Annotated in this window: 19 protein-coding genes; 11 read left to right on the top strand and 8 right to left on the bottom strand. The window is 70.7% G+C overall.

Translation table 11 applies throughout. The features are described 5' to 3' along the window. The gene (locus AC1D1T_RS01390) at nt 1-1,215 is read left to right on the top strand and encodes an ROK family transcriptional regulator (protein WP_477824763.1); all 1,215 of its coding nucleotides are present in this window, start codon (nt 1-3) and stop codon (nt 1,213-1,215) included. Nucleotides 1,216-1,221: 6 nt separating this feature from the next. Here AC1D1T_RS01390 and AC1D1T_RS01385 read toward each other — a convergent pair whose 3' ends face one another. Further along, nucleotides 1,222-2,472 carry an FAD-dependent monooxygenase gene (locus tag AC1D1T_RS01385; RefSeq protein ID WP_477824762.1) on the bottom strand — a complete coding sequence of 417 codons (1,251 nt, stop codon included), beginning with the start codon at nt 2,470-2,472 and terminating at the stop codon, nt 1,222-1,224. Nucleotides 2,473-2,679: 207 nt separating this feature from the next. Here AC1D1T_RS01385 and AC1D1T_RS01380 point away from each other — a divergent pair, with 207 nt between their 5' ends. From AC1D1T_RS01380 to AC1D1T_RS01355, 6 genes are all read left to right on the top strand, one after another. After that, the gene (locus tag AC1D1T_RS01380) at nt 2,680-3,561 is read left to right on the top strand and encodes an EpsD family peptidyl-prolyl cis-trans isomerase (RefSeq protein WP_477824761.1); all 882 of its coding nucleotides are present in this window, start codon (nt 2,680-2,682) and stop codon (nt 3,559-3,561) included. 128 nt (nt 3,562-3,689) lie between these two features. After that, on the top strand, nt 3,690-4,727 hold the full coding sequence (locus AC1D1T_RS01375; RefSeq protein ID WP_477824760.1) for an SPFH domain-containing protein: 1,038 nt from the start codon (nt 3,690-3,692) through the stop codon (nt 4,725-4,727). A 10-nt stretch (nt 4,728-4,737) separates the two neighbouring features. After that, complete coding sequence (locus tag AC1D1T_RS01370) at nt 4,738-6,312, top strand: DUF4178 domain-containing protein (RefSeq protein WP_047501796.1); 1,575 nt, start codon at nt 4,738-4,740, stop codon at nt 6,310-6,312. A gap of 28 nt (nt 6,313-6,340) precedes the next feature. After that, the gene (locus AC1D1T_RS01365; RefSeq protein WP_047593230.1) at nt 6,341-6,562 is read left to right on the top strand and encodes a DUF350 domain-containing protein; all 222 of its coding nucleotides are present in this window, start codon (nt 6,341-6,343) and stop codon (nt 6,560-6,562) included. A 22-nt stretch (nt 6,563-6,584) separates the two neighbouring features. After that, the gene (locus AC1D1T_RS01360; protein WP_477824759.1) at nt 6,585-8,198 is read left to right on the top strand and encodes a polyamine aminopropyltransferase; all 1,614 of its coding nucleotides are present in this window, start codon (nt 6,585-6,587) and stop codon (nt 8,196-8,198) included. Next, a complete protein-coding gene (locus AC1D1T_RS01355; protein ID WP_477824758.1) occupies nt 8,195-9,865 on the top strand; it encodes an FAD-dependent oxidoreductase in 1,671 nt (556 codons plus the stop codon). Before AC1D1T_RS01360 ends, AC1D1T_RS01355 begins: the two co-directional genes overlap by 4 nt. Before the next feature lie 8 nt (nt 9,866-9,873). Here AC1D1T_RS01355 and AC1D1T_RS01350 read toward each other — a convergent pair whose 3' ends face one another. Then, complete coding sequence (locus AC1D1T_RS01350) at nt 9,874-11,025, bottom strand: NAD(P)/FAD-dependent oxidoreductase (protein ID WP_465111567.1); 1,152 nt, start codon at nt 11,023-11,025, stop codon at nt 9,874-9,876. A 142-nt stretch (nt 11,026-11,167) separates the two neighbouring features. On the opposite strand from AC1D1T_RS01350, the gene AC1D1T_RS01345 reads away from it, so the two are divergent. Continuing rightward, nucleotides 11,168-11,989, top strand: a complete 822-nt coding sequence (locus tag AC1D1T_RS01345) for a M90 family metallopeptidase (RefSeq protein ID WP_477824756.1) — start codon at nt 11,168-11,170, stop codon at nt 11,987-11,989. A gap of 4 nt (nt 11,990-11,993) precedes the next feature. On the opposite strand, the gene AC1D1T_RS01340 is transcribed toward AC1D1T_RS01345, so the two are convergent. From AC1D1T_RS01340 to AC1D1T_RS01325, 4 genes are all read right to left on the bottom strand, one after another. Continuing rightward, nucleotides 11,994-12,503, bottom strand: coding sequence for a DinB family protein (locus tag AC1D1T_RS01340; RefSeq protein ID WP_477824755.1), 510 nt, complete (start codon nt 12,501-12,503; stop codon nt 11,994-11,996). A gap of 93 nt (nt 12,504-12,596) precedes the next feature. Next, the gene (locus AC1D1T_RS01335) at nt 12,597-14,078 is read right to left on the bottom strand and encodes a catalase (protein ID WP_465111564.1); all 1,482 of its coding nucleotides are present in this window, start codon (nt 14,076-14,078) and stop codon (nt 12,597-12,599) included. Nucleotides 14,079-14,175: 97 nt separating this feature from the next. Continuing rightward, nucleotides 14,176-15,156, bottom strand: coding sequence for an AEC family transporter (locus AC1D1T_RS01330; RefSeq protein ID WP_477839432.1), 981 nt, complete (start codon nt 15,154-15,156; stop codon nt 14,176-14,178). A gap of 33 nt (nt 15,157-15,189) precedes the next feature. Beyond that, nucleotides 15,190-15,783: an SRPBCC family protein gene (locus AC1D1T_RS01325; protein WP_477824752.1), complete on the bottom strand. Its 594-nt coding sequence runs from the start codon at nt 15,781-15,783 to the stop codon at nt 15,190-15,192. A gap of 62 nt (nt 15,784-15,845) precedes the next feature. Between AC1D1T_RS01325 and AC1D1T_RS01320 the strand changes: the two genes are divergently transcribed. Next, complete coding sequence (locus AC1D1T_RS01320; RefSeq protein WP_047501779.1) at nt 15,846-16,547, top strand: glutathione S-transferase N-terminal domain-containing protein; 702 nt, start codon at nt 15,846-15,848, stop codon at nt 16,545-16,547. Nucleotides 16,548-16,558: 11 nt separating this feature from the next. Here AC1D1T_RS01320 and AC1D1T_RS01315 read toward each other — a convergent pair whose 3' ends face one another. Both AC1D1T_RS01315 and AC1D1T_RS01310 read right to left on the bottom strand, forming a co-directional pair. After that, nucleotides 16,559-16,993, bottom strand: a complete 435-nt coding sequence (locus AC1D1T_RS01315; protein ID WP_047501777.1) for a PilZ domain-containing protein — start codon at nt 16,991-16,993, stop codon at nt 16,559-16,561. A gap of 76 nt (nt 16,994-17,069) precedes the next feature. Beyond that, on the bottom strand, nt 17,070-18,590 hold the full coding sequence (locus tag AC1D1T_RS01310) for an alkaline phosphatase D family protein (protein ID WP_477824751.1): 1,521 nt from the start codon (nt 18,588-18,590) through the stop codon (nt 17,070-17,072). Between the two features lie 82 nt (nt 18,591-18,672). Between AC1D1T_RS01310 and AC1D1T_RS01305 the strand changes: the two genes are divergently transcribed. Together AC1D1T_RS01305 and AC1D1T_RS01300 are read left to right on the top strand one after the other, a co-directional pair. Next, the gene (locus AC1D1T_RS01305; protein WP_477839430.1) at nt 18,673-20,784 is read left to right on the top strand and encodes an ATP-dependent helicase; all 2,112 of its coding nucleotides are present in this window, start codon (nt 18,673-18,675) and stop codon (nt 20,782-20,784) included. After that, nucleotides 20,781-21,314, top strand: a 534-nt coding sequence (locus AC1D1T_RS01300) for a lysoplasmalogenase family protein (RefSeq protein ID WP_477991260.1), incomplete at its 3' end; no start/stop codon positions are given. The genes AC1D1T_RS01305 and AC1D1T_RS01300, both read left to right, overlap by 4 nt.

The raw sequence follows: 21,314 nt of genomic DNA, 5'->3' as shown, positions 1-21,314 counted from the left end.
ATGACCGAGCTTCAGGCGAGCAGCCGGCTGCGCCCGCGCGGCTCCAACCACGTGGGCATGCGCCAGTTCAACGAGCGCGTGGTGCTGCAGGCGATCCGGCTGCACGGCGCGCTGCCGAAGGCCGAGATCGCGCGCCTCACGCACCTGACGCCGCAGACGGTGCAGTTGATCATCGGCCGGCTCGAGGGCGACGGGCTGGTCGTCAAGCAGGCGCCGGTGCGCGGCAAGGTCGGCCAGCCGTCGGTGCCGATGGCGCTGAACCCGGACGGCGCGTTCTCGATCGGCATCAAGATCGGCCGGCGCGGCATGGACATGCTGCTGGTCGACTTCACCGGGCAGGTGCGCGAGCGGCTGGTGCGGGCCTATGCCTTCCCGGATCCGCGCAGCCTGTTCAACGAGATCGCCGACGGCCTCGCCGAGCTGCGCGGGCGGCTCGGCCCCGAGCGCGCGCGCGTGCTGCACGGCGTGGGCGTCGCGGCGCCRCTGTCGCTGGGCGGCTGGGAATCGCTGCTCGGCGTGTCGGCCGAGGCGGCGCAGGCCTGGGCGCTGATCGACATCCGCGCCCGCGTGGCCGCGCTGACCGAGTTGCCGGTGGTGTTCGTGAAGGACACCGCGGCCGCCTGCGTGGCCGAGCTGGTGGCGGGCCGCGGGCGCAGCATGCGCAGCTACCTCTACGTCTTCATCGACACCTTCATCGGCGGCGGGCTGGTGCTGGACAGCCACCTGCGCGGCGGCGTCAGCGGCAACGCCGGCGCGGTGGGCTCGCTGGCGCTGGGCGCGAGCGACGGCCACGGCTTGCCGCGGCAGTTGCTGAGCGTGGCTTCGCTGTTCGACCTGGAGGCGCGCTGGCGCGAGGCCGGGCTGGCCGAACAGGCCTGGCTGGACGAGCGCGCGCTGACGGCGCCGTGGCTGCCGATCACCGAGGCCTGGCTGCGCGAGGCCTGCCCCGGCATCGCGCTGGCCGTGCACACGGCCGCCTGCCTGCTCGACCTGGAGGGCGTGATCATCGACGGCTCGTTCGGCCGCGGGCTGCTCGCCGCGCTGCTGCGCGAGCTGACGGTGGCGCTGGACGGCTACAGCTGGGAAGGCGTCGCGCGGCCAGAGGTGCTGCCCGGCACGATCGGCTCGGATGCACGGGCGATGGGGGGAGCGCTGTTGCCGCTCTATGCGAACTTCGCGCCGGACCGGGATCTGTTCCTGAAGCTGGAACCTTGACGGGTTTCAGCGGGAACCGAACATCATCTGCCGCGCGAGCGCCGACTTGAGCGGCTTCAACGCCTGCAGCGCCACCATCCCCAGCCCGCGCGCCGCCCCCGCCCCCGGCAGCTTCCACGTGAAGCTGCGCGCCAGGAAATCAGTCGCGGCGATCATCGCCCAGCGGTCCGGCCCGCGCTGCCACTCCAGGCGCCGCAACACCTGCGCCACGTCCGCGTTGCGCGACAAGGCCTGCACCAGCTCGAACGCATCGCGCAGGCCGAGGTTCAGCCCCTGCCCCGCCACCGGGTGCAGCGTCTGCGCCGCGTTGCCGATGCGCACCGTGCGCCCGTCGGTCAGCGTGCGCTCGGCGCTCAGCCCGAGCGCGAAGCGCTTCAGCGGCGACACCGCGGTGATCGCACCGACCTCGGCATCGAACATCGTGTTCAGCACCGCCAGCCGCTGCGCGTCGCTCAACGGCTCGACCGGGTCGTCATTGCTCGCCACGCACCACACCAGCGAGGCCTGCCCGTTCTTCAGCGGCAGCAGCGCCGCCGGCCCGTGGCGCGTGAAGCGCTCGTACGCGACACCCGGCCGGGCATTCGCGAGCGTCACGGTGCCGACCCAGGCCGTCTGGTGGTAGTCGTGGTGCAGCGGCTCGCGCACGCCGCCCAGCCGCTCGCGCGGCAGCTGGCTGAAGACGCCGCCCTCGGCCACCACCGCGATGTCGAAGCGCTCGGCGATGCCGGCATCGACCTCGACCCCACCCGTCTCCTCACCATTCCCCACCGGCTTCAGTCCCTGCACCGGCTGGCCGAAGCGGCTGAGCAGGCGCCGCGGCTCGCGCTCGCAGGCCGCGAGCCACGCCCGCTGCAGCGGCGCGACGATGCCGCCATAGCTCAGCACCGCGCCGAGCATCGGCACCGCCTCCTCGAGCGCGCTGATGCGCACCGCCGGCTCGCCGACCCACGCGGCCAGCGCCGCGCCGAGCGACGGCGGCTGCTGCGAGACATGCACCTCGGTGATCGGCTGCGCCGCATCGGCCTGCCAGGCCTCCAGCCGCTGCAGCAGTTGCACGCTGCCGAGCGACAGCGCGAGCGTGCGCGGGTCGCCGGACACATCCTTGTCGAGCGGCCGGGCATCGAACACACTGACCTGCGCCTGCGGCAGCGACCGGGCGGCCAGCAGCGCGAGCGCCAGGCCCACCGGCCCGGCGCCGACCACGGCGAGGGTCAGCGGCTTCTCGGATGACGCAGTGGCAGGGCGGGAAGCGGTCATCGGGCACCTCGTGAGCGGTGGTGTGGCGGAAACGCGGCATTGTCGCGCCGCCGCAGGAGGCCGTCGCGCACGGCCGCATCGTGACATTTCGCACCGATTCGCCACCGATGACCGGCCCGCCGCCGTCCTACCCCCGACTCAGGGCATGGCTGCTTTGGATGCGCGGAGGTACGGTGCCGGTTGCCCCCCTAATTTGCAGCCCCCCAGATGCCCGCCTTCGCAGTACTCGCGCGCCTTTTCCTGCTCCCCGCCATCGCCGCCGCAGGGGCGGTTCTCGGCGCGTGCAGCCCGCAGGCCGGCGCCTCCACCGAACAAGCCGCTTTCCGGATCAACGGCGAGCCGGTCAGCGAGCACCAGCTCGAGCTCGTGCTGCCGCGCGCCGCGATCGGCGAAAGCAACGCGCAGACCCAGGCCGCGGGCCGCCAGGCGGTGGCCGACCTGGTGCAGGAATCGCTCGCCGCGCAGGCCGCACGCAAGGCCGGGCTCGACCGCGACCCGCGCACCGTGCAGATGATCGAGGCCGCGCAGCGCGAGGTGCTGGCCCGCGCGTACGAAGAGCGCCTGGCCGGCACGGCCGTCGAACCCTCCAGCGACGAGATCGACCAGTTCTACGAAACACACCCCGCCTGGTTCGCGCAGCGCCGGCTGATGTGGCTGCAGGAAGCGGTGCTGCCGCTGCCGGCCGCGCGCCTCGATGCGCTGAAGGCCCGGCTGCAGGCCGCGGCCACGCCCGACAAGACCATGGAGGCACTGCGCGTCGAAGGCGTGCCGCTGAACGCGCGCCAGTTCGCGCTGCAGCCCGAGGAGACGCCGCAGGCGCTGCTCGACGCCCTGGCGCCGCTGCGCGTCGGCCAGACGCTGGTGCTGCCGCAAGACGGCGGCGTGCGCGTGCTGACGGTGCTGCAGACGCAGCCGGCGACGATCTCGCGCTCGGCGGCCGTCAAGCAGATCGCGGCGCTGATCCGCACCGAACGGCGCCGCAAGGCGGTCGAGCGCGGGCTCGCCGCACTGCAGCAGCAGGCCCGGGTCGAGTACATCGGCCGCTCGATGCAGTGGAGCGCCGCGGCGTCCGCGCCGATCCAGCGCTAGCCGATCCCGCTGGATGGCCGCGTCACGCGCGGTTCACCAAAAAGGGGGGAGACAAAGGGCCGATGCCGCGGCGTATTATTCGCCGCACTCCGATCCCGGAGCCGGTCGTTTTCCAGGAGCTTCGCGCCATGGGCCTGATGGATTTCATCAAGAAACAGTTCATCGACATCCTCGAGTGGACCGAGTCCGGCGACGGCGTGCTGGCCTGGCGCTACCCGATGGCCGACAACGAGATCCAGTACGGCGGCTCGCTGACCGTGCGCGAATCGCAGATGGCGGTGTTCGTCAACGAGGGCAAGGTGGCCGACGTGTTCGGCCCCGGCACCTACAAGCTGACGACGCAGACGCTGCCGGTGCTCACCTACCTGAAGAACTGGGACAAGCTGTTCCAGAGCCCGTTCAAGAGCGACGTCTACTTCTTCAGCACCCGCCAGCAGATCGACCAGCGCTGGGGCACGACCCAGCCGGTGACGATCCGCGACAAGGACTTCGGCGCGGTGCGCCTGCGCGGCTTCGGCAACTACAGCTACCGCATCGCCGACCCGAAGCTGTTCCACACCGAGGTCTCGGGCACGCGCGCCAGCTACACCACCGCCGAACTCGACGGCCAGCTGCGCGCGCTGATGCTGCAGCACATCTCCGACGCGGTCGCGTCCAGCGGCATCGCCTTCCTCGACCTCGCAGCCAACCAGGTCGAGTTCGCGAAGGCGCTGCAGGAAGCGACGCAGCCGTCGTTCAACAAGCTCGGCCTGCTGCTCGAGAGCGTCACGCTGCAGAACATCTCGCTGCCCGAGGAGCTGCAGAAGATCCTCGACCAGAAGATCGGCATGGGCATGGTCGGCAACGACATGGGCAAGTTCATGCAGTACCAGACGGCGCAGGCGCTGCCGAAGTTCGCCGAGGGCGGCGGTGGCGGTGGCGGCATCGCCGGCGATGCGATGGGCCTGGGCGCCGGTGTCGCGCTCGGCCAGGTGCTGGCGCAACAGCTGAGCCATGGGCTGCAGCAGCCGGCGGCAGCGCCGGTCGCGGGAGCCGCCGCGGCAGCGATCCGCCCCGACGAGGTGATGGCCACGCTCGAGAAGCTGGGCGACCTGAAGGCCAAGGGCATCCTGACGCAGGACGAGTTCGACGCCAAGAAGGCCGAATTGCTGAAGAAGCTGGTCTAGAACCCAGTTCTTGGCAACCGAACCCAGCCCTCAGCGCGCCTACCGCGCGCCCTGCCCCAACTGCGGCGCCGAGGTCGAGTTCCGCTCGGCCGCGTCGGCGTTCGCGGTCTGCAGCTTCTGTCGCAGCACCATCGTGCGCGACGGCGACGCGCTGCGCAGGATCGGCCAGAGCGCCGAGCTGTTCGACGACCATTCGCCGCTGCAGCTCGGTGCGAGCGGGCGCGTGCAGGGTGCCGCCTTCACGCTGGTGGGCCGGCTGCAGTACCGCTACGCCGAGGGCACGTGGAACGAATGGCATGCGCTGTTCGACAACGGGCGCAGCGGCTGGCTGTCGGAGGACAACGGCCGCTACGTGCTCGCGTTCGACCAGCCGCTGCAGGCCGCGGTGCCCGAGGCGGCCAGCCTGCGGCCGGGCCAGCAGCAGATCGTCAACGGCCAGCCGTGGTCGGTCGCGTCGGTCTCGGCCGCGAAGCTGATCGCGGCGCAGGGCGAGCTGCCGGTCAAGCCGAACACGGAGCGCGGCTTCGTCGTCAGCGACCTGCGCAGCACGCGCGACGAGGTCGGCACGCTCGACTACAGCGATCCGGCCGCGCCGAAGTGGTCGGTCGGCCGCGCGGTCGCGATCAGCGAGCTCGCGATGACGGGCCTCGCCGAGCAGGCGCAGAAGACGCTGAAGGCGCGCAGCATCGAATGCCCGAACTGCGGCACCTCGCTGGAGGTGAAGCTCGCGACGACGCAATCGATCGTCTGCCACCAGTGCCATTCGGTGGTCGACGTGTCGCAGGGCGTCGGCGGCGACCTCGCGCACTACGTGCAGGACAACGGCAGCGAGCCGCAGATCCCGCTCGGCAGCGTCGGCACGCTGGCGCTCGGCGGCAAGGCGCCGCTGCCGTGGCAGGTGGTCGGCTATGTCGAGCGCTGCGAGCTGCCCGACGGCGCCGACGACGAGCAGACCTTCTGGCGCGAGTACCTGCTGTACCACCGCACCGAGGGCTTCGCGTTCATCGTCGATGCGGAGGACGGCTGGAGCTGGACGGCGCCGATCACCGGCGTGCCGCAGCTGCGCGGTGACGCGGCGGTGTACCAGGGCGCGACCTACCGCAAGCTCTACACCTACACCGGGCAGGTCACCTACGTGCTCGGCGAGTTCTACTGGCAGCTCACGCGCGCGCAGCGCACACTCAACACCGACTACCAGTCCGGCAGCAAGCGGCTGAACCGCGAGCAGACGGGCGACGAGATCGTCTGGTCGGCCGGCGACGCGATGAGCGCCGACGACGTGATGAAGGCCTTCCGGCTGGACAGCGGCCGGCGCGCGGCGCTGCAGCGGGATGCACTGCCCACGTCAGGCTCGGGCGGGCTGCTGGCCAAGATCTTCGTTGCGATGTTCGTGATCGCGGTGCTGCTGATGCTGTTCCGCTGCAGCAGCAGCAGCTCGGCCGATTGCAGCGGCCTGCGCAGCACCTACGGCGAGAATTCGCAGGAGTACGTCAATTGCCTGAACAGCAACCGCAGCGGCGGCAGCGGTTTTCGCACCGGCGGCGGCTCGTTCGGCGGCTTCTCGAGCGGCGGCGGCCACAAGTGAAGACAACCCCACACAGGAGGCTCTCATGATGGGAATCGAATGGATGAAGCCCGGCATCTTCGTCGGCTCCATCCTGTTTGCACTGATCGGCGTGCTGGTCTTCTGGATCAGCTTCATCATCGTCGACAAGATCACGCCCTATGACCTGTGGGCCGAGATCGTCGAGAAGAAGAACGTGGCGCTCGCGATCGTCGTCGGCTCGATGTGCATCGCGATCGGGATGATCGTCTCCGCGGCGATCCACGGCTGACGAACTGACAACCCCTCGTCCGATGAGTACATCGTCCGATCCCCCAGGGGGATCCGGGCCGGCTTGGGACGGCCCGGCGCTCGGCCCGGCGCATCCAACGGGCGCCGCAACAGGCATCCGCCCGGCCGAGGTGGCGCTGCTCGCGTCCGTCTTCGTCGTCGCCGCCTGCGGGCTCGTCTACGAGCTCGCGGCCGGCACGCTGGCGAGCTACCTGCTGGGCGATTCGATCCTGCAGTTCTCGACCATCATCGGCAGCTACCTGTTCGCGATGGGCATCGGCTCGTACCTGTCGCGCTTCTTCGAGCGGCAGATCATTGCGCACTTCCTGCGCATCGAGCTGCTGGTGGGGCTGGTCGGCGGGCTGATGCCGCTCGCGCTGTTCGCGCTGCAGACGCTGGCCGCACCGTCGTTCCGCTTCGCGCTGTATGCGCTGGTGCTGCTGGTGGGCACGCTGGTGGGGCTGGAGATCCCGCTGGTGATGCGCATCCTGAAGCGCCACTTCCGCGAACGCTATGCGCTGAAGGACCTGGTCTCGCAGGTGCTGACCTTCGACTACCTCGGCGCGCTGGTCGTCGCGATCGCGTTCCCGCTGCTGTTCGTGCCGCAGCTCGGGCTGATCCGCACCGGCGCGTTCTTCGGGCTGCTGAATGCCGCGGTCGCGGTGTGGGCGCTGTGGCTGTTCAGGGGCGAGCTGCGGCGCTGGGGCCTGCATGCGCTCGCGTGCGGCGGCGTCATCGCCGCGCTGCTCGCGGCCTTCGCCGGCGCGGAGCGCGTCAGCAGCTGGGCCGAGGACCGCTTCTACGCCGACCGCATCGTCTACAGCGCGAGCAGCGCCTACCAGCGCATCGTCGTCACCTCGAGCAGCGTCGGCGTGCGGCTGTTCCTGAACGGCAACCTGCAGTTCCACTCGCGCGACGAGTACCGCTACCACGAGGCGCTGGTGCACCCGGCGATGGCCGGCCACGGCGCGCCGCGCCAGGTGCTGGTGCTGGGCGGCGGCGACGGCATGGCGGTGCGCGAGATCCTGAAGTACCCCGGCGTCGAGCAGGTCACGCTGGTCGAGCTCGACCCGCACATGACGACGCTGTTCGCGCAGTCGCCGATGCTGCGCGCGCTGAACGCCGATGCGCTGCATTCGCCGAAGCTGCGCATCGTCAACGCCGACGCCTTCGCGTGGCTGGAGCAGAACCCGGGCGCGTTCGACGTGATCGTCATCGACTTCCCCGATCCGACCAATTTCTCGATCGGCAAGCTCTACACCACCGGCTTCTACCGGCTGGTGGAGCAGCATCTGAACGCGAGCGGCTACGCGGTGGTGCAGACCACCTCGCCGCTGATCGCGCGCAAGAGCTTCTGGACGGTGGCGACCACGCTGGAGGCCGCCGGCCTGCAGGTGACGCCGTACCACGCGCACGTGCCGAGCTTCGGCGAATGGGGATTCATCCTCGCGAGCCGCCGGCCGTACCGCATGCCGACGCAGCTGCCCGAGGGGCTGCGCTTCATCAGCCTCGGTGGGCTGCCGGCGCTGTTCGATTTCCCGATCGACATGGCGCGCGTGCCGGCCGACGTGAACCGGCTGTCGAACCAGGTGCTGGTGCAGACCTTCGAGGACGAATGGGGCAAGGTGCACCAGTGAGCGAGCTCCCCGACCGCGACCGGCGCACGCTGCTCGCCGCAACGGCCGCCGCGCTGGCGGCGCCTGCCCTCACCGGCCTGGCCGGCTGCGATGCGAAACGTCCTGCAGCCTACGGCGGCGAATGGGTCGGCGCGCAGCACGAGCGCGGCCACCGGCTGCGCGACGGCGGCCGCACGCTGGCCGAGCCGACGGTGCACAAGCGCGCCGGCGTGATCGTCGTCGGCGCCGGCATCGCCGGGCTGTCGTGTGCGCGTCAACTCGGCCTGGCCGGCATCGACGACGTGCACGTGTTCGACCTGGAGGATGGCGCCGGCGGCAACAGCCGCGCGCACCGCATGGGCGGCATGGCCTGCCCGCTCGGCGCGCACTACCTGCCGGTGCCGGGCGACGACGCGGTGGAGCTGATCGGCCTGCTCGAATCGCTGGGGCTGCGCCGCAGCGAGGGCGGGCGCGCGGTGTGGGACGAGCGCCACCTGTGCCACAGCCCGCAGGAGCGGCTCTTCATCGACGGCCACTGGCACGACGGCCTGCTGCCGCCGATCGCGGCGCTGCCCGAATCGCAGCGCGACGCGACGCTGGCGCAGTATCGGCGCTTCGCCGAGCTGGTGTCGCTGGCCGGGCCGACCGGCAGCTTCGCGCTGCCGACAGCACGCGCCGCGTGGACGCCGGCGATGCAGGCCCTCGACGGCGTGACATTCGCGCGCTGGCTCGACGACCAGGGCATCACCGCCCCGCCGTTGCGCTGGTACCTGGACTACTGCTGCCGCGACGACTACGGCGCCGGGGCCGCACAGGTATCGGCCTGGGCCGGGCTGCACTACTTCGCGAGCCGGCACGGCTTCCATGCCCCGGGGGATGACCCCCGGGACGCGCGGGCGCGCGACGACGGCGTGCTGACCTGGCCCGAAGGCAACGCCTGGCTCGCGCAGCGGTTGGCGACGCCGCTGAGCGGCCGGCTGCACGATGGCTGCGTCGCGCTGGCGCTCGAGGAAGGCCGGCACGAGGTGACGCTGGACCTGTGGAACGCGAAGGCGCAGCGCACCGAACGCTGGATCGCGCCACACGCGGTGCTCGCGACGCCGCTGTTCATCTCGGCCCGCGTACTGCGCACGCCGCCGGCCGCGCTGCAGGCGGCGGTGGCCGGGATGCGGCATGCCCCGTGGCTGGTCGCGAACCTGCAGCTGTCGGACGCGCTGGTCGACCAGCCCGGCGCGCCGCCGTCGTGGGACAACGTGCTGTACGGCAGCAGCACGCTCGGGTATGTCGACGCGATGCACCAGGCGACGCGGCCCTACCCCGGGCCGATGGTGCTGACGGTCTACTGGGCGCTGGGCGGCGACAACGAGGCGCAGCTGATCGCGCAGCGCAAGCGCCTGCTGGAGCAGCCGTGGCAGGCCTGGTCGCAGGCCGTCGTGCAGACGCTGGTCGGCGCCCATCCGGACCTGCCCGACAAGCTGGTGCGCATGGACCTGATGCGCTACGGCCATGCGATGAGCATTCCGCTGCCCGGCGTGCGCGGCAACCCCGCGCTGGCGGCACTGGCCTCAGGCAGCGGCCGGGTGCAGTTCGCGCATGCGGACCTGTCGGGGTACTCGGTGTTCGAGGAGGCGTTCTTCCACGGCAACGCGGCGGCGCGGCGCATTGCGGCACGCCGGAAGGCCGGCTGACGCGTCAGCTACACCAGCAGCCCCGGCACCTGCGGCACCAGCGCCTGCCGCTGCGCCGTGGCACTGCCGAGCAGCGCGAAGCCGAGCAGCTGCCCGTCGCCGCTGTGGAAGCGCGCATCGCAGCCGTCGTCGCTGAGCGTCACCGTCCACGCGCCCGACGCGTCGAGCGGCGGCGGGCACACCACCGTCGGGCAGGCCGGCGTCTTCACGATCACCGGCATCGCCGGGTAGACGACGGGCGTCGGCTTGCCGGCCAGCGTCGCGGCCAGCGCGCGGGCCTGCTGCATGATCGGCATCACATAGGGCAGCGTGTGGCCGTCGACCTCGGCGCAGTCGCCGAGTGCATGCACGTTCGCGGCGCTGGTCGCGAGCAGCCGGTTCGTCACGATGCCGCGGTTGGTGGTGATGCCGGCTGCGTGCGCGAGCCCCGTGCGCGGGCGCAGGCCGACGGCCGACAGCACCAGGTCGGCGGCGAGCGTGCCGCCATCTTTCAACGTCAGCGTGAAGCCGCTGCCGTCGCGCTGCACCGCCGCGACCGAGGTGTTGAAGCGGAAGCCCACCCCGGCCGCCTCCAGCTTCTCGCGCAGCCGCGTGCTGGCCTGCTCCGGCAGCAAGCGCGGCAGCGCGCGCGGTGCAAGATCGATCACCGTCGGCGCGATGCCGCGCGCGAGCAGGTCGTTCGCGAACTCGCAGCCGATCAGCCCGGCGCCGAGGATCGCGACGCGCTGCACGCCGTCGAGCCGGTCGGCGAAGCGGGCGTAGTCGTCGAGGTCGTTGACCGACAGCACGTCGTCGGCGCCATCGCCGGCAAGCGGCACGCGGATCGGGTCGGCACCGAGCGCGAGCACCAGGTCGCGGTAGGCGATCGCCTCGCCGCCATCGAGCTCGACCACCTGCGCGGCCGTGTCGATGCGCGCGACGACCGCGTTCGCGCGCAGCGTCGCGTTCAACTCGGCCGCCATCTTCTCGGCCGGCTTCATCACCAGCGACGCGGCGGTCTTCTTGCCGGCCAGCGCGTTCGACAGCATCGGCTTCGAATAGAAGCCGGCCTGGTCGCGGCTGACGATGACGAGCGGGGTCGTGGTGTCGAGCTTGCGCAGTTCGCGCGCGAGCGTGAAACCGGCGAGGCCGGTGCCGAGGATGACGATGGGATGTGACATGGGCGCGGGCCGTGAAAAGCGGTCGCCACTGTAGCAGTGGGGCCGGCGGTTACCTTTGGAGGCAAGCTCCCGCCGCACACTCGCATTGAAATGCCGGAGCCCGGCTCCACGTGGGAATCTCCACCGACAAGGACACCACACCGTGCTGACCCTCATCATCGTCGTGTGCCTCGTCGGCGCCTTCATCGCCTGGCTGATCGGCGAACCGTCGTGGATCGAACTGCGCCGCCGCCGGGTGCGCGCCCGCCCGTTCCCGGCCGAATGGCGGCAGATCCTGCGCCGGCACGTGCCCTATGTGCGCGGCATGCCGGCCGACCTGCAGTTGCAGCTGAAGAAGCACATGCAGGTGTTCCTCGCCGAAAAGGTGTTCATCGGCTGCGGCGGCCTCGAGGTCACCGAGGCGATGCGCGTGACGATCGCCGCGCAGGCCTGCCTGCTGCTGCTGAACAAGCGCCGGCCCGGCTACTTCCCGAACCTGAGCCAGGTGCTGGTCTACCCGGGCGCTTTCGTCGTCGACAAGGTGCACACCGGCCCGGCCGGCGTGCTGCAGGAGCAGCGCCAGGTGCTGGCCGGCGAATCGTGGTCGCAGGGCCAGGTGATCCTGTCGTGGCACGACGCGCTGGAAGGCGCCGCCGAGGCGGACGACGGCCGCAACGTCGTGATCCACGAGTTCGCGCACCAGCTCGACCAGGAGAACGGCGACGCGAACGGCGCACCGTGGATCGGCCGCCGCCACCGCGCGCGCTGGGCGCAGGTGTTCGGCAGCGAATTCGCGCTGCTGCAGCAGCAGGCCGAGCGCGGCGAGGAGACGCTGTTGAGCCACTACGGCGCCACCAACCCGGCCGAGTTCTTCGCGGTCGCGAGCGAGGTGTTCTTCGAGCAGGCGCCGCAGATGGCCGCGCAGCATCCGGCGCTGTTCGCCGAACTGAGCCGGTTCTACCGCGTCAATCCGCTCAGCTGGTAAGGATTCAGCTGACGGCCGAAGCCGCGCGCGCCGCGTCGATCTTGCCGAGCAGCCACTGCAGGCCGGCCAGGTGCTGCTGGTCGTGGCTCGCGAGGTAGTGCACCAGGCTGAGCAGCGTCAGCGCGCCATAGCCCTCGAACACGGCGGTGCGCTCCCACTGGGGCGGCTCGATGCGCCGCAGCAGCGCCAGCGTCTGCTCGCGCGCCACGCGGAACGCCGCCAGCGCCTGCGCCGCATCGGCATGTGCATAGTCGCGCTCGATCGCGAGCGCATCGGTGTCGATCGACGCGAGCAGCGGCCGGTCTTCGTCCAGCGTGCGCCGCAGGCGCACGTGGTAGCCGTCGATCTCGATGTCGCGCACGTGGCACAGCTGCGCGAGCGGCGACAAGGCCTCGCTCGGCACGCCGTCCCAACTGTCGGGCACGAAGGTCTCGTACCCGCGGGGAACCTCGGCGTAGAAGGCCGCGAGCTGATCGGGGAAACTGGCGAGTGCGTTCAGGGTGGCTGCATGCATCTCGCCAGTATGCCGATCAGGCTATCCAGTGGGTGATCAGGATGCCGAAGCCGAGGCCGTTGATCAGCATCCCGATCGCGAGGCGGACGGTCTTCATCGTGCACCCCCTTCGGCCAGCTTGCGGGCCACCGCGGCGCCGTAGGCCGGATCGGCCTTCGTGAAGTGCCCGATCTGCCGCAGGCGGATCTCATCCGACGGCACGCCGCGCATCGCGTTCGCGATGTTGCTCGTCAGGCGCTCCTGCTCGTCGGCCGGCAGCAGGCGGAACAGGTTGCCGGCCTGCGTGAAGTCGTCCGACTCGCCGCGCTCGTCGTAGCGAGCGGCCGCGCCATCCAGCGGCCAGCCGGCGTCGCCGTGCCCGAAGCCCTGCGGCGCACTGCCGCGCGCATCCACCGGCGCGTAGTTCTGCGCGGCGCTGCTGCCGTTCGGGTCGCCCGCGCTGCCGGCCATGCTGCCGTCGCGCTGCTGGTGGTGCACCGGGCAGCGCGGCCGGTTCACCGGCAGGTGCTGGTGGTTGGTGCCCACGCGGTACAGCTGCGCATCGTGGTACGCGAACAGCCGGCCCTGCAGCATCTTGTCGGGGCTGAAGCCCAGGCCCGGCACGATGTTGGCCGGCGACAGCGCGGCCTGCTCCACCTCGGCGTGGTAGTTCACCGGGTTGCGGTTCAGCTCCAGCACGCCGACCGGGATGCGCGGGAAATCCTTGTGCGGCCACACCTTGGTCAGGTCGAACGGGTTCCAGCCGGTGCGCGCTTCCCACGTCGCCGCCTCGGCCTCGGTCATCACCTGGATGAACACGTTCCACTTCGGGAAGTCGCCCGCCGCGATGGCACCGAACAGGTCGCGCTGCGCATGGTCGGGGTCGCTGCCGGCCAGCCGTGCCGCGTCCTCGGGCAGCAGGTTCTTGATCCCCTGCTGCGTCTTCAGGTGCCACTTGACCCACACCCGCTCGCCGCCCGCGTTGACCAGGCTGAAGGTGTGGCTGCCGAAGCCGTCCATGTGGCGGTAGCCGTCCGGCGTGCCCCGGTCGCTGAACAGCATCGTCACCTGGTGCAGGCTTTCCGGCGCGCGGCTCCAGAAGTCCCACATCATCGTCGCCGACTTCAGGTTCGTCTGCGGATCGCGCTTCTGCGTGTGGACGAAATCGGGGAACTTGATCGCGTCCTTGATGAAGAACATCGGCGTGTTGTTGCCGACCAGGTCCCAGTTGCCGTCTTCGGTGTAGAAGCGCACCGCGAAGCCGCGCGGGTCGCGCTCGGTGTCGGCACTGCCCTTCTCGCCGCCGACGGTCGAGAAGCGCACGAAGGTCTCGGTCTGCTTGCCGATCGCGCTGAACAGCTTCGCGTGGGTGTAGCGGCTGATGTCGTGCGTGACGGTGAAGGTGCCGTAGGCACCCGAGCCCTTCGCGTGCACGACGCGCTCGGGGATGCGTTCGCGGTTGAAGTGCTGCAGTTTCTCGATCAGGTGGAAATCCTGCAGCAGCACCGGGCCGCGCGGGCCGGCGGTGATCGAGTTCTGGTTGTCGACCACCGGAATGCCGGAGGCGGTGGTGAGGCGGGAAGGGGTTTGGCTCATGCGAGGGCTCCTGGTTCGGTGCCCTCAGTGTCGGAAAGCCGCCTCTCGCCGTAAATTCAATTGATCAAAGAACGTCAATAGCGAATTTCAATCGACCTCAGCCGCCGCCCGCCAGCGGGATCAGCCAGCCCGCCAGCAGCGAGAAGCTGGCGAAGGCCAGCACGGTGCTGGCCATGATGATGCGGGCGATGCGGCCGTTGTCGGCCCGGTAGCGCTCGGCCAGCAGCGAGACGTTGCTCGCGCTCGGCAGCGCGGCCGCCAGCGTCAGCACGGCCAGCCCGAAATCGCTGACCGCGAGGCCGGCCCGGCGCGCCGCCAGCCCGAGGCCGAACACCAGCAGCGGGTGCACGAACAGCTTGATCAGCGCGACCGGCAGGTAGCGCCCGAGCGGCGTGCGGCTGTGCGCATGCTGGCCGGCGCGCCACAGCACGGCGCCGATCGTGAACAGCGCGACCGGCGTCGCCGCATCGCCCAGCATCCGCACGATCTGCGCGAGCGGCCCCGGCAGTTCACGGCCGCTGGCGGCCAGCAGCGCGCCGAGCCCGATCGCCCACGGCAGCGGGTTGCCGAGCGCGCCGCGCAGYGAGCGGCGCAGCGAGACGCCGAGGTCGTCGTGCGGCGTGCCGTCGTGCCGGCGCGATTGCGCGAGTGCCACGCACAGCGAGCTGGTGAGCAGCAGGTCGACCAGCACGGTGCCGATCACCGGCCCGGCGGCGCGCTCGCCGAGCAGCGCGGCCAGCAGCGGCACACCCATGAAGCCGGTGTTCGGGAACGCGGCGACCAGCGCGCCGAAGGCGGCGTTCTTCAGGTCGAGGCCGCGCCGCATCGTCAGCGTGACCGTCAGCACCACCACCAGCAGCGCACAGGCGGCGTAGATGCCGATCAGCGCCGGATCGATCAGCTGCGCGAACGGCATGCTGGCGCCGAAGCGGAACAGCATGCACGGCAGCGCGAAGAACAGCACGAAGGCGTTGAGGCCGGGGATCGCGGCTTCGGGCAGCACGTGCTGGCGGGCGGCGAGGTAGCCGCACAGCACCAACGCGAAGAAGGGGATGGTGACGGCGAGGATGGACTGCACAGCGGGCAAGTATCGCCCGTGTACGGACCTCTTTCAGGGCGAGGCAGGCGACGACGCCGGCGAGGCCACGTGCGCCGCAGCGCCCTGTCGCCGCCGGATCTCGGCGATCAGCTCGTCGTACTGCCTGCCCGTCTCCGACTTGATCAGCGACGGCCCGATGCCCGGCGGCACCCAGCGGTTCGGCACGTACTCGCCGTGGAAGGTGATCAACGTGTGCCCGCTGTCGGGTGCCGTGAGGCGGGTCGTCGCCTCGTAGCTCTTGAAATCGCCGCTGACCAGGTGCGAGCGGATCTCCTGCGGCGCGACCAGCTCGACCGAGCGCACGCTGTGGAACGCGAAGTGCAGCAGGCCGTGGCGCGCCTCGCCGCTTTGCTCGACCTGCAGCGCGCCACCCTCATGGCCGATCACCGCGCTCGACTTCAGGTTCGAGACGAAGCCCGCCATGTGCTCGTAGTCGGTCAGCACCGCCCACACCTGCTCGCGCTCGGCGGCCACGCTCGCTGTGACGTCGAGCACGACCTTGCCGTCCTGCAGCACCACCTGCACGTCGACCGGCTGCGCCTGCGCCGAGGTGCACGGCAGCGACAGCAGCAATCCGGCGCACAGGAGGGCGGAGCGGGCATCCATCGCGCGATGCTAAGACAGCCGGCCGTCCGGTGCACGCCTGGCCACTTTGCCTACACTGCCGCATGGCCGCACACCCTCCCCTGAAGCTCTTCATCGCCAACAAGAACTACTCGTCGTGGTCGCTGCGCCCGTGGGTGCTGATGCGCACGCTGCAGATCCCGTTCGACGAACAGCTGGTGCCGTTCGGCGCGGGCTCGCAGGCGGAGGTCTTCGGCGCCTTCTCGCCCTCGGGCAAGGTGCCCTGCCTGGTCGATGGCGAGACGGTGGTCTGGGATTCGCTGGCGATCATCGAGTACCTGGCCGAGGCGCATCCACGGGCCTGGCCGGTGGAGCGCGGCGCGCGGGCCTGGGCGCGCAGCGCGGCCGCCGAGATGCATTCCGGCTTCTTCACCGTGCGCAACCTGTGCTCGATGAACTGTGGCGTGCGGGTGCGGATCGAGCCGGTGCCGCCGGCGCTGCAGGCGGAGTGGGACCGGCTCTCGGCGTTGTGGGATGAAGGGCTCGCCCGCTTCGGCGGGCCGTTCCTGGCGGGCCCGCAGTTCACGGCCGTGGATGCGTTCTTCGCACCGCTGGCCTTTCGGGCGCAGACTTATTCACCGACGCTCTCGGCGCGTTCGAACGAGTACCTCGCGCGCCTGCTGGCCTTGCCGGCCATGCAGTCGTGGTACGCCGATGCGCTGGCCGAACCGTGGCGCCACCAGGGCCACGAAGAAGAAGTCCATGCGGTGGGCAGCTTGCTGCAGGATCTGCGCTCGCCGCGCTGATGCGCGGCGGCTCAGTGCGGCCGGCCGGCGGCGATGGCCGGAAAGTCGCGCGCATAGCGGTCGATCCATTCGGTCGCCGCTTCCTCCGCGCTGAGCTGCCGGCCCTCGATGCGGCTGACCGACTGCCGGTAGTCCTCGATGTGGCACACCTGCTCGACCATGCGCGCGAGGAACGCGACCTCGGCATCGAGGAAGGTCACGCCCACCTCGTAGCCTTCGATCTCGCTCGGCTCGCACCAGGCCACGCGGGCATCGGCCTCGAAGGCCGGCTGCACATAGGGAATGCAGATGTGCACATGCTCGCCCGGCGCCACCGCGCGGTCGACATGCACCGCCAGGCCGCCCGCGCTGATGTCATGCGCATGCGCCGCAGCCGCCGGGCCGTGCAGGTTGCCGGTACCGATCTCGACCGGCAGATCGACAGGGTGGCGGATGAACTGTCTCATGGTGTGCCGCGAGTATTCGCCATCTGCGCGCGCAACGCCAATAACCCATTTGAAGGGGTGGATTGGCCCTTCTTCGTCATCCGACCTGCGCGCCCGCCCGCCCGGCCTCGACGCCATAGCGCGCCGCAGTACGGATGCTCGCGTTGGGATCGTTTGCATCGCTGACCACGCGCAACGCGGCCTCCAGGCGCTGCGGATCCAGCCGGAAGCTCATGTAGCCGCGCTCCTCGCTGCGCGCATAGCGGATGTGCGGGTTCAGCGGCAGCGCCGCATCGAGCCGGTCCTGCGCCATGCCGTGGCTCGTGATCGAGGTGCCGCAGAACTCGGTGGCGAGCGGTGCCGCATCGCCGGGGCGGCGCTTCAGGTCGGCGACGTAGTTGCAGTGCACATCGCCGCTCAGCACCACCGGGTTGGCGGCGCGCCGCTCGGCCAGCGTGTCGAGCAGCCGCTCGCGCGCGACCGGGTAGCCGGCCCAGCCGTCGGTCCAGAAGCGGCCTTCCTTCGTCCAGGTGAACGGCGCCATCAGCGTCTGCTGCGCGAGCAGGTTCCAGCGTGCGTCGGTCTGTGCCAGGCCCTCGCCCAGCCAGCGCTCCTGCGCCGCGCCGAGCAGCGTGCGTCCGGGCTTCATCAGCTCGGGGCAGGCGGCCAGGTCGATGGTGCTCGAGCCGCCGCGGCCCGGCTTCGGGCAGGCCTGGTGGTCGCGGTACTGGCGGTCGTCGAGCACATGGAAGCGCGCCAGAGCGCCCCAGTCGTAGCGGTCGAACACCTGCGCATTCGCGCGCACCGGCCGCGCCGACAGCGGCAGCGGCATGTGCTCCCACCAGGCCTGGTAGGCTGCGGCGCGGCGTTCGAGGAAGTTCGGCGCCAGGTCCTGGCCCTGGTCGTTCGCGTAGTCGTTCGCGACCTCGTGGTCGTCCCAGGTGACGATCCACGGCGCCACGGCATGGATGCGCTGCAGGTCGGCATCGCCCTTGTACTGCGCATAGCGGGCCCGGTACTGCGCGAGCGTCGTCGCGTCGCCGCTGCCCTCGTGCACGCGCACGCGGCCGGCGACCGGGCCGTACTCGTAGATGTAGTCGCCGAGGAAGACGACCAGGTCGGGCGATTCGTCGGCAAGGTGGCGCCACGCCGCGAAGTGGCCATGGTCCCAGCGCTGGCACGACGCGATCGCGAAGGCCAGCGATTCGCTCGCGCCGGCCGGCGGCGCGGTGCGGGTGCGGCCGGTCGCGCTGCGCGCGCCGAGCGCGGTGAAGCGGTAGAAGTAGCTGCGCGACGGCGCGAGCTCGCGCGGCTGCGCATGCACGCTGTGGCCCCAGGCGGCCTCGGCGGTCTCGGTGCCGCGCGCGACGACCTGGGTGAAGGCCTCGTCGCGCGCCAGCTCCCACTGCACCGGCACGCGCGCCGGCAGGTCGGCACCGATCAGGCGCGTCCACAGCACGACGCTGTCGGCACGCGGCGAACCGGAGGCGATGCCGAGCGGGAAGCGGTCGATGTCGGCGGCACGTGCCGCCCGAACGAACAACGGGGCACCTGTACCGAATGCCGTGGCCGCGGCCCATTGCAACAGGCGGCGGCGGTCGAAGGAAGTGGGGCTCATGGAAGGGGCGGCAAGAAAGCTCGGAGGGGATCGCGATTGTTCTATCACAGTCACGCGGACTCGCCGCGACGGACGCTCGCCTATGATCGATGCGAGTTTGCTTCCGAGCCGTTCCCCCGTGTCCTCCTCCCCCGATTCCGTCTCCACGCTGAACAACGCCCAGATGGAGGCGGTGCAGCACCTGTCCGGCCCCTGCCTGGTGCTGGCCGGCGCCGGCTCGGGCAAGACGCGGGTGATCACGCACAAGATCGCGCGGCTGCTGCAGGCCGGCTATGCGCCGGGGCAGATCGCCGCGATCACCTTCACCAACAAGGCCGCGCAGGAGATGCGCGAGCGCGCCAAGTCGCTGATCGGCGCGCGCGCCGCCAAGCACCTGGTGGTCAGCACCTTCCACTCGCTGGGCGTGCGCATCCTGCGTGCCGAGGGCGAGCGGCTGGGCCTGAAGGAGAAGTTCAGCATCCTCGACAGCGACGACGTGCTCGGCATCCTGAAAGACGCCGGCGGCACCACCGACATCGCGATGGCGCGCCGCTGGCAGTGGACCATCAGCCTGTGGAAGAACGAGGGCCTGGGCAGCGACGACGTGAAGCCCGAGACCGACGACGACGTGGTCGCGCAGAAGGTGATGAAGCGCTATGAAGAACGGCTCGCGGCCTACCAGGCGGTCGACTTCGACGACCTGATCGGCCTGCCGTACCGGCTGCTGAAGCGCGATGCCGAGGCGCGCGCCACCTGGCAGAACACGCTGCGCTACGTGCTCGTCGACGAGTACCAGGACACCAACGCGATCCAGTACGAGCTGCTGAAGAGCATCGTCGGCGAGCGCGGCATGTTCACCGCGGTGGGCGACGACGACCAGAGCATCTACGGCTGGCGCGGCGCGACCATCGAGAACCTGCGCCGCCTGCCGCAGGAGTACGCCGACCTGAAGGTGATCCCGCTGGAGCAGAACTACCGCTCCACCGGCTACATCCTGCGCGCCGCCAACAACGTGATCGGCAACAACCCGAAGCTGTTCGAGAAGAAGCTGTGGAGCGCGTTCGGCGACGGCGAGCCGGTGCAGCTGGTCGAGTGCGACAACGAGGAGCACGAGGCCGAGCGCGCAGTGGCGCGCATCCAGGCGATCCGCGCGAACGGCGCGGCCGACGGCGTGCAGTTCAAGGATTTCGCGATCCTGTACCGCGCCAACCACCAGGCGCGGGTGATCGAGAAAGCCCTGCGCAAGGCCGAGCTGCCGTACAAGGTGTCGGGCGGCCAGAGCTTCTTCGACCGCGCCGAGATCCGCGACCTGTGCGCCTGGCTGCGGCTGCTGGTCAACAACGACGACGACCCGGCCTTCCTGCGCGCGGTCACCACGCCCAAGCGCGGCATCGGCCACCAGACGCTCGGCAGCCTCGGCGAGTTCGCCGGCAAGTGGAAGACCAGCCTGTACGAGGCGCTGTTCGCCGAGAGCCTGGGCACCGCGATCAACGCACGCGCGATCGGCTCGCTGCACGAGTTCGGCCGCTACGTCAGCGATTTCGAGTACCGCGCGCGCCACACCACCGGCGCCGAGGACGCGAAGGCGCTGCTGATGGGCTGGCTGAAGGACATCGACTACGAGAAGCACCTGTACGACGGCGAAGACAGCGAGAAGCTGGCCGCATCGCGCTGGTCGAACGTGATCGACTTCATCGACTGGATCGCCAAGCGCTGCGGCGGCGAGATCGAGAACGACGGCGGCATGAGCATCGAGACCGAGCGCACCAGCGTGCTCGACGTCGCGCAGACCATCTCGGTGATCATGAGCCTGGCCGAGCGCGGCGAGGAGCAGGACGTGATCACGCTGTCGACGCTGCACGCGTCGAAGGGCCTCGAGTGGCCGCACGTGGTGCTGGCCGGCGTCAACGAAGGGCTGCTGCCGTTCCGCAGCGACGACGAGGAGATGACGCCGCAGCGGCTCGAGGAGGAGCGCCGGCTGATGTACGTCGGCATCACGCGGGCCCGCACGACGCTCGCGGTGAGCACGCTGCGCCGGCGCAAGCGCGGGCGCGATTTCGTGCAGGGCATCCCGAGCCGCTTCATCGGCGAGATGAAGCTGCACGAGGCCGGCCCGAAGGAAGACCCGCGCGAGAAGCTGAAGGCGCTGCGCGCCGCGGCGCAGGCGCGGGCCGAACTGGCCAAGGCGGCAGCACCGGCGGCGGGGGCGGAATGAAGCCGATCACCTGGATGGTGTGGACAGGGGCCATCGTCGCGAGCGCGGCGCTGGCCATCGCGTCGGGCGACGGCTGGATCGCGGCGCACTGGCTGTTCGTGTTCAAGCCGCTGACCACGCTGCTGATCATCGCGTTCGCATGGCCGCGCGGGGCCGATGCGCCGGCGCGGCGGCGCTGGGTGCGGGTGGGGCTGCTGCTGTCGCTGGCCGGCGATGTGGCGCTGCTGTGGCCGGTGCAGGGCTTCCTGCCGGGGCTGGTGGCCTTCCTGCTGGCGCACCTGGCGTACATCGCCGCGTTCACGCGCGGCGTGCGCTTCGGCGCCTGGCCGGTGGCGTTCGCCGCGTATGCGCTGGTGGCCGGCGCGATCCTCGCGTTGCTGTGGCACGGCGTGCCGCAGCCCTTGCGCGTGCCGGTGCTCGCGTATGTGGCCTGCCTCGCGGCGATGGCCGCCCAGGCCGCCACGGCCTGGYGGGCGGCGCATGCCGATGGCGCAGCCGCGGCGCACCACGCGCGGCACGCGGCCGTGGGC

The sequence above is a fragment of the Rhizobacter sp. P2_H3 genome, assembly GCF_056403355.1.
Note: the sequence above shows the minus strand (reverse complement) of the source record. Positions and strands in the feature narration are given on the sequence as shown.